The sequence below is a fragment of the Pseudomonas sp. GW821-FHT02A11 genome, assembly GCF_059421985.1.
Genome location: NZ_JBWKWB010000020.1, coordinates 12,701 through 25,822, shown reverse-complemented (window position 1 = coordinate 25,822; position 13,122 = coordinate 12,701). Strand labels below are relative to the sequence as shown.

Here is a 13,122-nt window from a genome sequence, read left to right as displayed (position 1 = left end):
CACGATCGCCTGTGGGAGCGGATTCATTCGCGAATGGCCCGCACTGGCGATACATCTCTGTCGTCCGTCCAATTTTTCGCGAATGAATTCGCTCCCACATGTGATGCGCTGCGGGTTGAAATCGTACCTGGACCGCAACGGGAGCCCGAAGGCTCCCTGCATTGACTCAACCCGTCTGCCTTACAGAGGCCGGTCGACACCGACATCCCGCGAGGCATCATGGGCCGCATCGGGTTTGGCCGACTGGGGCTCGGCACTGACCTCATCGACCACTGCTACAGGACGCACAACGCCCTCACCCGACGGCACGACGCGCTCTGGCGTGTCGTTGACCGGCTCGTCGGCAGGCTGACTTTCGGCAGGCGCCACATAACCGGGTTCCGAAGCGCTCTGCATTTGATCCTGCACCACTTGCTCGTCGACCCGCGGGTCGAGCGCTACCACCAGTGGCGAGCTGGCCATGCTCTCTGGCATCGCCACGTGATGCAGCGGCGCATCCTGCACCTGGTGCAGGTTGGTGACCGCTTTCGGACGCACGCGCAGCACCAGAATCAGCGCAACGAAGCAGACAAAGGCGTAGAGCATGTTGCTGCCGAACTGCTTCATCAGCACACCCGACACCAACGGCCCGATACTGGCGCCGACGCCGTAGGTCATCAGCAACATGGCCGTAAGGGAAACCCGCCGCTCGCCTTCGACGTGGTCGTTGGAGAACGCCACTGCCAGCGGGTACAAGGCAAACTGCAGCAGCGACGCCACAAAGCCCATGGCGAACACCACCTCGATGGGCATCGAGGGAAAGACCGCCAGCGGCAGCCCGGCCAACACCAGCAGCCCCGCTGCGCCGCGAATCAGCCAGGCGCGATCGTAACGATCAGACAGTTTGCCCAACGGCCCTTGCACCAGCAGGCCGGCGCCGATGCAGGTGGCCATGAACAGACCGACGTGCTCGGTGGACAGCCCTTGCTGCGCAGCGTACAGCGGCGCCAGGCCGTAGAACGAGCCAATGATCAAGCCCGCGCTCAATACCGTGGTCAGCGACTGCGGCACGCGGCGCATGAAAAACAGTGGCTCCAGCGGCGCAGGACGCATCGGCGCCGGGTGAATGCTGCGGGTCATCGCCACCGGCACCAGGCACAGGGTGAAGCACATCGCGACCAGCATCAGCAGTTCAGGCCCCAGTTGCGGATGCACCACCAGAATCAGCTGGCCCAACACCAGCCCCAGGTACGAGGCGATCATGTAGCCGCTGAATACCGTGCCGCGCTGCTTGGGCGAGGCCTGTTCGTTGAGCCAGCTTTCAATAACCATGTACTGGCACATCATCCCCAGGCCCACGATCATCCGCAGGAAGATCCACGCCGGCAGGTAATTGATCATCCCGTGCCCCAGCACGGCGGCCCCGACGATACCGGCGCAGGTCGCGTAGGCGCGAATATGCCCCACCCGCCCGATCAGCCGGTGGCCGATCTTGCCGCCCAGCGCCAGGCCCACGTAGTTGGCGGCCATCAGCGCACCGACCCACAGGCCGTCGACCTGATCGGCAGCGAGACGCAAGGCAAGGTAAGTACTCAGAAGACCTGAACCGATCAACATCATCAGTGAGGCGAAATACAGCGCTCGAAACGATTTCCAGATTTGGCGCATCGGCTTTCCAAAAACGCCAACCCTCGTCCACGGAGGGTTGGCGAACCACGGTTTCTAAGCCTGGGAAGCCAACACACGTCGCTCCCAAGGGGTAATTTCGTTGAAGAAACTGGTCAGTTCCAGGGTCTTCGACGCGATGTAGCCTTCGATGAATTCGGCCCCGAACAGTTCCTTGGCCAACGCACTGCGTTTCAGACGCTCCAGCGCCGCATGCAAGGTACATGGCAGCGAAAGATTATCCGCAACGGTGAATTCCCCCTGAATCGGCGCCGACGGTTGCAATTGGTGCTCGATGCCATACAGCCCGGCTGAAAGACTCGCCGCTATCGCCAGATAGGGGTTGGCATCTGCACCTGGCAGACGATTTTCCACGCGCCGGGCCACCGGCGCGCTGGCTGGAATGCGCAGCCCCGCTGCACGGTTGTCGTGGGACCAGCAGGCGTTGTTTGGCGAGGCGAAAGGATGACACAAACGCTGGTAGGAATTGACGTTGGGTGCGAACAAAGCGGTGAAATCGGCCATGGCCGCCTGCTGTCCACCGATGAAGTGATGAAACGCCGCCGTCGGCTCGCCTTGGGCGTCGGTGAAGATGTTCTGGCCGGTGACGCTGTCGACCACGCTCTGGTGAATGTGCATCGAACTGCCCGGCGTGTGCGCCAGCGGCTTGGCCATGCACACCACGGTCAAGCCGTGCTTGAGCGCGATCTCCTTGAGCATGTGTTTGAACAGAAAGGTCTGGTCAGCCAGCAATAACGGATCGCCGTGCAGCAGGTTGATCTCGAACTGACTCACGCCCATCTCGTGCATGAAGGTGTCGCGGGGCAGGCCCAGTGCCGCCATGCATCTGTAGACCTCGCTGAAGAACGGGCGCAGGCCGTTGTTCGAGCTGATGCTGAACGCCGATTGCCCGTCCTCGCGACGACCGTCCAGGCCAACCGGTGGCATAAACGGCTGGTTGGGGTCGCTGTTGGGCGCGAAAACGAAAAACTCAAGCTCGGTCGCCACCACCGGCGACCAACCGTGGCGGGCATAACGCGCGATCACGGATTTGAGCTGGCCTCGGGTCGACAGGTTAGAGGGCTCGCCATCCAGCTCGTCTGCATCGCAGATGGCCAGCGCGCGAGGCTCCTCGCTCCAGGGCAGACGATGGGTCTGCGCAGGATCGGCCACCAATGCCAGATCGCCGTCGTCACTGCCATAGAACTTCGCCGCCGGGTAGCCGCCCATGATGCATTGCAGCAGCACGCCCCGCGCCAGCTGCAGACGCCGCCCTTCGAGAAATCCCTCGGCGGTCATTACCTTTCCACGCGGCACGCCGTTGAGGTCCGGGGTGACGCATTCGACTTCGTCAATGCCCATCAATCGCTGCGCGAGTGAATTGTGGCCATCGGTCAACATGACTCAAATCCTTTTTATCAGGCAGGCCGCAACGCGGCGAGGTGTACAAAATAGACATCAGGCGTTCGGAATATCAAGCGCATCTTTACGCCAGGTGCAGGTTGGCCGGGTTCTTGCTGTTTCCGGCTAACCGCGTACGAAACGCCATTTCCATGACAGCGAGTATTACAGCTCCTGCCAGCTTGCAAGCATTGTGTCCTCGCCTTGGGGCGTACATGGAGCACAGGATTCCCATGAGTAAGAAGATCCCCGTCACACAGCCTCTGCTTCCGCCGCTGGAGGCGTTCGTTCCTTATCTGGAACAGATTTGGGAAAGCCGCCACCTGACCAACGCGGGGCCGTTTCACGAGAAGCTGGAGAAGGAGCTGGCGGCGTATCTGGGGGTCGACCATCTGTGCCTGTTTTCCAACGGCACCATGGCCTTGTTGACTGCGCTGCAGGCCCTGCGCATCACCGGGGAAGTGATCACCACGCCCTATTCGTTCGTGGCCACTGCCCATTCGCTGCTGTGGAATGGCCTCAAGCCAGTGTTCGTGGACATCGCGCCAGGCTCGTTCAACCTGGACCCTGACCGGATCGAAGAAGCCATCACGCCTGCGACCACCGCCATCATGCCGGTGCATTGCTACGGCACGCCGTGCGACGTCGAACGGATCCAGAAGATCGCCGACCGCTATGGCCTGAAGGTGATCTACGACGCCGCTCACGCCTTTGGCGTTCATCACCAGGGCCAGAGCCTGCTGCGTCACGGCGATCTTTCAGTCCTCAGTTTCCACGCCACGAAGGTGTTCAATACCTTCGAGGGCGGCGCCATTGTCTGCCCGGACGCAAAGACCAAACAGCGTATCGATTACCTGAAAAACTTCGGTTTCGCCGACGAGGTGACCGTGGTCGCGCCAGGCATCAACGGCAAGATGAGCGAAATCAACGCCGCGTTCGGTCTGTTGCAGCTCAACTACATCGACGGCGCCCTGGCGCGCAGAAAACAGATCGACACGATGTACCGCGAAGTCATCGCCGACATGCCCGGCCTGCACTTGTTGTACTCGCCAAGCGATGATCACAATTTTTCCTACTTTCCGGTGGTCGTCGGTGACGACTTCCCGCTGTCGCGGGACGAACTGTTCGAACGCTTCCGCGCCCAAGACATTCTGGTCAGGCGTTATTTCTACCCGCTGATCTCAACGTTCCCGATGTATCGCAACCTGGCGTCGGCCAAACCAGAAGGCCTCAAGGTGGCGACCGAAACAGCAAGCCGCATCCTGTGTCTGCCGATTTTCGATGCGCTGAACCCCCAGGATTTTGCCAGCATCGTCGACGTCCTGCGCACAGCCGTGAGCGAACACCCTTAGCGACCGGCGAATCAAGGCATGTATCCCGTCAACCGGACGCTGCCTGCACAGCCACCCTGCCCGCGCGCCCGAACGCTTCGCCAAGAAACAGAGGCCGCTCCATCAGATGTCAAGGATTCAGATGAACGCTTCACGCCTGGTCAGCATCGTCATTCCAGCCTATAAGCCCGCCTACTTCGAGATCGCCCTGCGCAGCGCTTTCGCGCAAGACTACGAGCAGATAGAAATCGTGATCTGCGATGACTGCCGCGACGACGGCATCACCAGCCTGGTGCAACAGCTGACCCCGCAGAGCCCCTGGCCGATCCGCTATTTCCGCAACGAGCACTCGCTGGGCGAAGCCTTGAACGTCGCACGCGGTGTGCGCGAAGCCCAAGGCGAATACGTCAAGTTTCTCTACGATGACGACATGCTGGAGCCTGACTGTGTCAGCAGCCTGGTTGCCTTGCTGCACGGACATCCGGACATCTCCCTCGCCGCTGGCACACGGCGGCTGTTCGATGAAAACGGTGAGTTCCTGCCGGACAACCTGCTGACGTATTTCCCTTTCGAAAACGATGTAGTGATCCACGGTCCCGAGCTGGTCGCGTTGTTGTCGGAACTTCCCTTGACCTTCATGGGTGAGCCGAGCTCGGTCATGTGTCGGCGGGCCGATGTGCTGGCCTACGGTCAGGACATCATGTCACTCAAAGGGCAGACCATTCATTGGCTGGGCGACATCAGCCTTTATGTGAAGCTACTGCGCCAGGGCAACCTGGCGCTGCTCAAGCGCCCGCTTTCCCGGTTTCGCATGACCGATACGCAAAGCAGCAGCATCGCTCGCGCCACGCCGAAAATCGCCAGGGAGGGCCACGCCAACTACTACCGCATCACCAAAGAGCTCGAATGGCTGCGGGACCGTTGGCGCAACGGCGATGTAAAAATCGCGCCACTGAGCGATCGTGAAAACTTCGCCGCCTTCAACCTGCGGGCGTATTACCTGGAAAAATCCGTGACCGAATTGCGTCACGATCAGATTCTGGAATGGACCGAGAAGCGCCGCCCCACCGGCCCTCAGAAACCGCACATCGTCCGCTATTTTCAATCGCACCACGGCGCCCCCCGTATGGCGATTGTCGTCACGGATCTACACGGGCGGGCGCTGCCTTTGCAACGGACTCTGGCCAGTATCGAGACGACTATGCGCAGCTGGATGCCGCCCCAGGTTTTCGTGTTATACGACGGCGCCAACGGTCAACCGGAGGCGTCGGACAACGCCATTTTTTTGCCAGTGGCACGCCAGAACCCTGCGTCACAATTGAACAGAGTACTTGAAGAGGACAGCTTCGACTGGTTCATGCTGATCGACGCCGGTTCGATCCTCAACGCCGCCGGTGTCCTCAAGGCCGCTGTCATAATCACCGAAACACCGACCATTCGCGCACTGTTCGCCGATGAAATCGCGCAGACCAGCGAACCTTCCTCGGAAGTGATGCTGCGACCGGATTTCAACCTGGACTATTTGCTGAGTTTTCCGCAAGCCATGTCCCGGCACTGGATCTTCAACCGTTACTCCGTGATGGATGCGGGTCGCTTCGACGAACATTGTCCCCAGGCCATGGAGCTGGACCTGATTCTTCGATTGATCGAGCACGAAGGCCTGAGCGGGCTGGAGCATGTTGCCGAACCCCTGGTCATCTATTCGCCCGAACCTGGCGAAAGCAATCCGGATGAAGCGCGGACGCTGCAACGCCACCTGCTCGCTCGTGGTTACACGAACGGTCAGGTCATCGAATCACGGCCACGGCACTACCGGATCCATTACGGTCACGCCGCGCAGCCCAAGGCGACGATCATCGTCACCAGCCGCGACCAGATTCTGCTGCTGCAACGTTGCGTAGAAAGCATTCTGGAAAAAACCACCTACCCTCGCTACGAAATCATCATCGCCGACAACGACAGCCAGGACCCGCTCGCAGTCGAATGGCTCAACGGCGTCGAAGCGATGCAACTGGAACAGGTGCGTGTGCTGCGCTGTCCCGCTGACCTGACACCCTCGGCCACCTATAACCGCGCGGCGCAACAGGCCAGCGGTGACTATCTGGTGCTGCTGAGCCCTCGCACCGCAGTGTTGCACGGCGACTGGCTGGACAACCTGCTCAACCATGCCCAACGTCCTGAGGTCGGCGTGGTCGGTGCCAAACTGCTGGCCCCGGATAACACGATCCAGCACGCGGGAATTGTCCTCGGGCTGGGGGCGCCAGCGACCCGCTTGTTCGGCGGACAAAGCGCGACCAGTGACGGCTACATGCAACGACTGGCGGTCGATCAGAACTACAGCGCGGTCAACGATGCATGCCTGATGATCAGCGCCGCCCTGTATGAGGCGCTGGGCGGCATGGACGAGGGTGACTTCAGTGAAGTTCTTGGCGATGTCGACCTGTGCCTGCGGGTCAAAGACACGGGACGGCTGATTGTCTGGACGCCCCACACGGTATTGCTGCATGAGGCGCCAGCAGGGGTTCAGACGCCGGAGCAAACCGCGCTGGCGTTCTATGAAAAATGGCTCAACGCCGTCGCACACGATCCAGCGTACAACGACAACTTCTCCTCCCGAACCCAGAGTCTGCAGCTGGAAACCAACACCGAACTGACTTGGCGACCGCTGTCATGGCGGCCTGCGCCGGTGGTACTCGCGCATCCCTACGACCTGGCAAAATCAACAACGCGATTGTCAGGTCCGCTCAGACAACTGGCCGAAGAGCTGTCTATCGAGACCGTGATCACACCGGATCTACTGACCATCACCGAATTCGCTCGTCTGAAGCCCGACACGGTGATCCTGCAACATCCGCTGACCGACGCGACGCTGCACAACCTGAGCACCACCCGAGCGCTGAGCAAGGCGTTGCGCATCTACGATCTCAGCGAATACCCCGCCTCATCCTCGCAACGAGCGGGCGCGCCGTCGGACGAACAGATACGCCACGGGTTGAAGACCGGGCTGCCCCTGATGGACAAGGTCATCGTTTCGAGCCCCGGGCTGGCCGACCTGCTGAGTTCGTTCCATCCGCGTATTCATGTCATCGAAGATCGCCTCGAATCGCGCTGGCGGGACATTCAGGGCTATAGCTACGCCCTGCCTCATGGCAAACCCCGAATCGGCTGGGTGGGTAATGCCGCTCAGGTGGGAGAGCTGGCATTGATCGAAGACGTGATCAAAGCGCTGGCCAACGAGGTCGAATGGATCATCATGGGCCCCTGCCCCGAATCACTTCGACCCTACATCCATGAATGGCGAAGCGCGGTGGAGGGTGAGCTGTATCCGGGCGTCCTTGCCTCTCTTGATCTGAACATAGCGTTGATCCCGGCAGGCGAAAGCCCGTTCAGCGAGCACCGCGGCCCACGCTTGGCCCTTGAGCTCGGCGCCTGCGGCTACCCGGTCATCGCCAGCGACGTGCAAGGGATGCGCAATACATTGCCACTGACCCGCGTACCCAACACGCCTCAGGCGTGGATCGACGCGATTGCGATGCACCTCAGTGATCCCGACGAGTCGAATCGGCTCGGCCAGGCCTTGCAACACCACGTGCTGAACCACTGGATGCTGGACGAAGCGCATCTGCAACGATGGCATACCGCATTGCTCGAACATTGAGCGCATACAAAAAGGGCTCCTTGCAGGGAGCCCTCCGGATGACGTATCTGCCCTTAGCCTACCAGCGTATGACGCAACCACCCCACGAATAGCCGACACCAAAGCCCACGGCGGTAATCACTTTGCCGCGCTGGACCTGGCCCTTCTCCAGCGCCTCTTTCAACGCAATGGGGATGCTGCATGAGACCGTGTTGCCGCAGTGCTTGAACTCGGTGATGAACTTCTCCGGCGCCAGTTTCAAGCGACGGCGCAGCGCTTCGAGCATGAACTGATTGGCCTGGTGGAAGACGAACAGATCAGAGTCCTGGACCGTGAATTGCTCGTCGAACAGCGAGGCGAACAGCACAGGGACCCGGGTCATCGAAAACTCGAAAATCGCCGGGCCGTTCATATACAGGTCGGCATCGGAGCGGACATTGCCGCTGTCGTCTTCGTACTCGGCGGGGATTTCTCCGGCGACCATTGGCCTGCGGGCGGCCCCCATCGGCACGATCAGGTTCTGCGCACCCGCACCATCGCTGCCGTACCGAAAGCGGTCCAGATACGGCCCCTGTTCGTCCGACGCCTTGATCAAGGTCGCCGCCGCCGCATCGCCAAACAGGGTACGAACGCTCTTGTCCCCCGGGTTGATGTAACGGCTGTAAGTCTCGGCGGTGATCAGCAGGACGTTCTTGCACTGCCCCGACTCGATGAACCCCTTGGCCAGCCCCAGCCCGTAGATGAAGCCCGAGCACCCCTGGTTGAAATCGAACGCGGCGCAGTGCTGCGGCAGCTGTAAACGATGCTGAAGAATGCACGCCGTGGCCGGAAGCATGTAGTCAGGGCTCTGGGTGCAATAGATCAGGCAATCGATCTCATCGCGTGCCGTGTCGCTGTTGGCGAACAGTTTTTCGCAGGCACGAAACGCCAGATCGGAAGCCGTCTCGTCATCGGCCACAATACGCCGTTCATTGATGCCGGTTTTCTGGAAGATTTTCTCGACGTCCCACTCCGGGAAGTCCTGCGCCAGCATCTGGTTATCCAGCACGCGTTCGGGCAGCTCGTATTCTATTTCGCAGATTCGCGCGTAACGGGCCATGGGTTCTTTATCCTGAAATCCGCTTGGCCGGCACGCCGAACACCACGTCGCCGGGTTTCACTGCACGCAACACCACGCTGCCCGCCCCCACAACCGCGCCCTTGCCCACACGAACCTTGGGCAGGACCGAGGAGCGCGAGCCCATGAACACTTCTTCTTCCAGCACCGCGGCACCGGTGAGATCGCAATGGCCACTGAGGGTGGAAAAATCGCCGATGGCGGTGTCATGGCCGATGGTGCACAGGGAGTTCACGGTCACGAAATCGCCGATGGTGAGGTCCACCGACAACACCGAAAAAGGACAGACCAGCACGCCGCGACCGATCCGGACGTTCTCGCCGACAATGGCTGTCGGGTGAATCAGCGTGAAGAACCGCGCGCCTTTGGCCAGTAGCTTCTCGACCACGTACTTCTTGTCGGACGGCTTGCCGATGGCGATGAGCAGCAGCTCGTCGTCGGCAGGCTCATAGGCATCGATGGTCGACAGGATGTCGGCGTAATGATTGAAGCGATTGAGCGACAGGCTGCCGTCGTCCAGGAAGCCGCCAATCATGTACCCCGGGTTGTGCTCGACCCAGTCCTTGAGCCAGGAGTGAACCTCCCGCCCCAGACCTCCGGCGCCCACGATGATCAGTTTTTTGACGTTCATTCGGCCAGGTAACCTCCATCGACAACCAGTGAGGTGCCCGTGACCCACCGGGCTGCCGGAGACAGCAGGTAATTGACGGCATAGGCCACATCCTGCGGACGGCCAAGGCCCAGCGGGTGTTTGCGCTCGATGGCGGCCATGGAGTCTTCGCCCACCAGCCCTTCGAGTTTCTGCGCCATCTCGGTCCTGACCACACCGGGGGCCACCGCGTTGACGCGAATGCCTTCGCGGGCCAGTTCCAGAGCGGCAGCACGCACCATCGACTCCACTGCACCTTTGCTCGCGCAGTAGCCCATCAGTGCCGGTTGGGCGACCTGCGCCATGACCGACGACAGCATCACGATGCTCGACGGGGAACGACACACGCCCTTCTGCCTGAAGGCCTTGATCAGCGAAAAACCGGAGGTGACGTTGGTCGCGAAAATCTTCTCCCAGTGTTCGAGCCCCATGGCGCGAATCGGCAGCGGTAACTGCACTCCCGCCGCGTGCACCAGCCCGTCCAGTGGCGATGACGCCTGAACCTGTTTTTTCATCCAGGCGGACACGTCGGCCCCGCCGAGAAAATCAAACTCGTGGGCCGCATGCCCCTGCCCGTGCAACTGGCTGAGGGTTTCATCGAGCCGCTGTGCATCGCGGGCCACTGCGACGATTCGCGCACCCTGCCGACTGAGCCAGATCGCGACCTCGCGGCCTATGCCGGAGGATGCGCCAGTGACCAGAATGGACTGTCCATCCAGCGAAAAAGGATTGATCTGCACTTACGCCTCGCTACTGTCTTGACCAACCAGGGTCAGTGGGCTGATCCGGGTGTTGTCGAAGTTCACCACGCAGCCTGCCCATGAATACCCCACGCCAAATCCGGCGAGCAGGTAGTGGCCTTGCAGGGTCGCAGTGTCGCCATTGGCGTCCAGACTCAGCGCCAGCGGGATCGACGCGCTGCTGGTGTTGCCCACCTGCTGGAGGTTGAGCACGACCTTCTCGGGCGCCACTTTGGCTTTTTTCGCCAAGTGCTCAAGCATGAATTTGTTGGCCTGATGGAACACATACTTGTTGATCGAGAGCTGTTGCTCGACGGCGCATTTTTCCAGCGCACGTACCAGCGGCGGGACCCGAGCCAGGGTGAACGCGAAGATTTCCGCGCCATCCATGTACAGATCGAACGGCCCTCGCACACCGGCTTCGGAAGTCGAACCGTCGGCGCCTCTGCGGTCACGGAAAGCCCCGCCCGGCACCACCAGGTTCTTCTCGCCACGGCCGTCGGTCCCCAGCACGAAAGGCGTGCCGGCATTCGACGGGTCATGCTCCAGCAAGGTCGCCGACCCGGCATCGCCGAACAGCGCGGCAACAGACCGGTCTTGTGGGGCCACCAGCTTGCTGATCGTGTCGCCAACCAGCAACAGAACGCGTTTGCTGCCGCCGCTGGCAATCATCGCCGACGCCATCCACAGGCCGTAGACATAACCCGAACAGCCCATGTTGACGTCGAGCGCAGCAGTAGTCACCGGCAGGCCGAGGCGGCGCTGCAACGTGCACGCTGTCGCCGGGAGCACATAGTCCGGGGTCTGCGAGATGAAAATCAGAGTATCGATCGACGCCTTGTCGACATCCAGATCATCGAACAGGCGTTGCGCAGCCTCCACACACAAATCGGAGGTGCATTGGTCGTCGACCACATGGCGTCGTTCGATGCCTGTGCTGGCCATGATCTTGGCCACACTGTCTTCGCCAAACCGGGTGTTCAGGTCGGCGACTTGCGACACCGTTGCCGGCAACGCGCAGGCGATACCCCGCACCTTGACCCCGGAAATACTGCGCACTGCGTCATCGGTACTGCCTGCGACGCTACTCATACGGGCTCCTCGCCAGTTGTTGCAATGAGACCGCCCTGCTGTGCCCACTCAGCGCATGACGCCCGAAAATGCAGAAGCTTGGCTTCCGTCGAGCTGTAATAACGGGGGGCATCCCAGGACCAGGTATCACCAGGAATTCTCTTGCAGATGGAATGATCCTCATCGAACACGGCGCGATTGTTCTCGGCCGTCGAGGTCATGAACGTGGAAACGATTTCCGCGTAGCGATCAGACGCCGCGCTCAAGGGAAACAACTGGCTTGTAAACCAGGTACGGTCATCGCGCGCAGACGGAAAAAAGCTCTGCATCGACCAGGAATAACCATACGTGGAAGACAGCATCGAAAACGGATACAGAAAAATGCTGGCGTAACCGGCAAACGCCTCGCGAGGCACGAAAAACCGCGAAAGGCTCTCCAGACGCCGGGCCACCCGCTCGTTCTCGACAGGCGAATACCAGATCGAATTTTCGCCATAAAACACGTTCTCGCCCCGGCCCAGCTTCAGCGTGGCCAACGTGTCGCGATGCACCAGCGGGATGTGATACGGCTCAAGAGCGTTTTCCAGCGAGATCGTCCAGTCGGATTCAAACTCATAGCGGTTGAAGTCCGACATCTTTCCAAGGCTGGGCGTCGTGCGCTCGAGCAGATCGTGGATATCCTTGCCCAACTGGTCGAGCAACGACGAACGCGGTTCGATGGCAAAGAACACCAGCTCACCGCAGTAAGCCAGTTTGAAAAAATTCAGGTTGGCCTTGCCGATATCGCAGCCTGTAAAGCTTTTGGCATCGGGAATGCGCAGCTGCCCTGCCGAATAATTCCAGCCGTGATAAGGGCAGAGGATTCTCTGACGCCCGCTGTCTTCGGTGAAAAAACGCGTGCCACGGTGCGGGCAACGGTTGTCGAAGGCAATGAGGTTGCCAGCGTCGTTGAACACGACCACCTCGAAATCCAGGACGTTGAAACGCACGAAATCCTTGTCGTCAGCGACCTGGGACTTGAGGCAGAGCGGGTGCCAGTAGGCTTTCACCAACGCTGGCGCGATCTGTTTGGATTTCGTGCGTTTCATGATCGTGTCCAGAAAACAGGGGCGTTAGAGGGTTACTCGGCAACCAACGAGATAACGTCCCTGACCGTGACGCACTTGTTCAGGCGAGAGGCGGACAGCGTCTTGTTCAGGTGCTCATCGGCCATGGCCATGAACGTCACCAGCGCAATCGAATCCCAATCCAGCGGCTGATCGACCGTCAGCGTGCCAGCCTTCGCTTCCATCGCTTCTTCGATCAAAGCTACAACTTTCTCTTCCATCACTTGCCACTCCACAAAACATGATCGGACGCCTTCGCCGATGCGTGACTGCACTGAAGCAAGATCCGAACCAAAGACGGAAAACAGGCTTTAAAGCCATACGATGCAAGGCTTTCAGGCGGGGGAAGAGAAAATACGAGAGGGAGCAAGAGACAAAAAAACGGCACGTCAGACATCAAGGTTCGCGGCCGCCAAAAGGCTGCAC

Annotated in this window: 10 protein-coding genes; 2 read left to right on the top strand and 8 right to left on the bottom strand. The window is 60.3% G+C overall.

The features are described 5' to 3' along the window. Nucleotides 1-180: 180 nt before the first annotated feature. The gene (locus tag AC07V9_RS22770; RefSeq protein ID WP_495017896.1) at nucleotides 181-1,647 is read right to left on the bottom strand and encodes an MFS transporter; all 1,467 of its coding nucleotides are present in this window, start codon (nucleotides 1,645-1,647) and stop codon (nucleotides 181-183) included. Nucleotides 1,648-1,701: 54 nt separating this feature from the next. Next, on the bottom strand, nucleotides 1,702-2,943 hold the full coding sequence (locus AC07V9_RS22765; RefSeq protein WP_495017956.1) for a glutamine synthetase family protein: 1,242 nt from the start codon (nucleotides 2,941-2,943) through the stop codon (nucleotides 1,702-1,704). 335 nt (nucleotides 2,944-3,278) lie between these two features. Between AC07V9_RS22765 and vioA the strand changes: the two genes are divergently transcribed. Together vioA and AC07V9_RS22755 are read left to right on the top strand one after the other, a co-directional pair. Further along, a complete protein-coding gene (gene vioA / locus AC07V9_RS22760) occupies nucleotides 3,279-4,397 on the top strand; it encodes a dTDP-4-amino-4,6-dideoxy-D-glucose aminotransferase VioA (protein ID WP_495017895.1) in 1,119 nt (372 codons plus the stop codon). 121 nt (nucleotides 4,398-4,518) lie between these two features. Further along, a complete protein-coding gene (locus AC07V9_RS22755; protein ID WP_495017894.1) occupies nucleotides 4,519-8,034 on the top strand; it encodes a glycosyltransferase in 3,516 nt (1,171 codons plus the stop codon). Between the two features lie 58 nt (nucleotides 8,035-8,092). Here AC07V9_RS22755 and AC07V9_RS22750 read toward each other — a convergent pair whose 3' ends face one another. Genes AC07V9_RS22750 through AC07V9_RS22725 form a run of 6 tightly spaced genes read right to left on the bottom strand, consistent with a single transcriptional unit; the run spans nucleotide 8,093 to nucleotide 12,917 of the window. Beyond that, nucleotides 8,093-9,112: a ketoacyl-ACP synthase III gene (locus AC07V9_RS22750; RefSeq protein WP_495017893.1), complete on the bottom strand. Its 1,020-nt coding sequence runs from the start codon at nucleotides 9,110-9,112 to the stop codon at nucleotides 8,093-8,095. 7 nt (nucleotides 9,113-9,119) lie between these two features. Continuing rightward, nucleotides 9,120-9,761 (bottom strand): acetyltransferase, encoded by a 642-nt coding sequence (locus tag AC07V9_RS22745; protein ID WP_495017892.1) that lies wholly within the window; start codon nucleotides 9,759-9,761, stop codon nucleotides 9,120-9,122. Continuing rightward, nucleotides 9,758-10,519, bottom strand: a complete 762-nt coding sequence (locus AC07V9_RS22740; RefSeq protein ID WP_495017891.1) for an SDR family NAD(P)-dependent oxidoreductase — start codon at nucleotides 10,517-10,519, stop codon at nucleotides 9,758-9,760. The genes AC07V9_RS22745 and AC07V9_RS22740 overlap by 4 nt, the downstream gene beginning before the upstream one ends. Further along, nucleotides 10,520-11,611 (bottom strand): 3-oxoacyl-ACP synthase III family protein, encoded by a 1,092-nt coding sequence (locus tag AC07V9_RS22735; protein WP_495017890.1) that lies wholly within the window; start codon nucleotides 11,609-11,611, stop codon nucleotides 10,520-10,522. It abuts the gene before it with no gap. Beyond that, nucleotides 11,608-12,678, bottom strand: a complete 1,071-nt coding sequence (locus AC07V9_RS22730; protein ID WP_495017889.1) for an aromatic ring-hydroxylating oxygenase subunit alpha — start codon at nucleotides 12,676-12,678, stop codon at nucleotides 11,608-11,610. The genes AC07V9_RS22735 and AC07V9_RS22730 overlap by 4 nt, the downstream gene beginning before the upstream one ends. 32 nt (nucleotides 12,679-12,710) lie before the next feature. Then, nucleotides 12,711-12,917: an acyl carrier protein gene (locus tag AC07V9_RS22725; RefSeq protein WP_495017888.1), complete on the bottom strand. Its 207-nt coding sequence runs from the start codon at nucleotides 12,915-12,917 to the stop codon at nucleotides 12,711-12,713. Nucleotides 12,918-13,122: the final 205 nt, after the last annotated feature.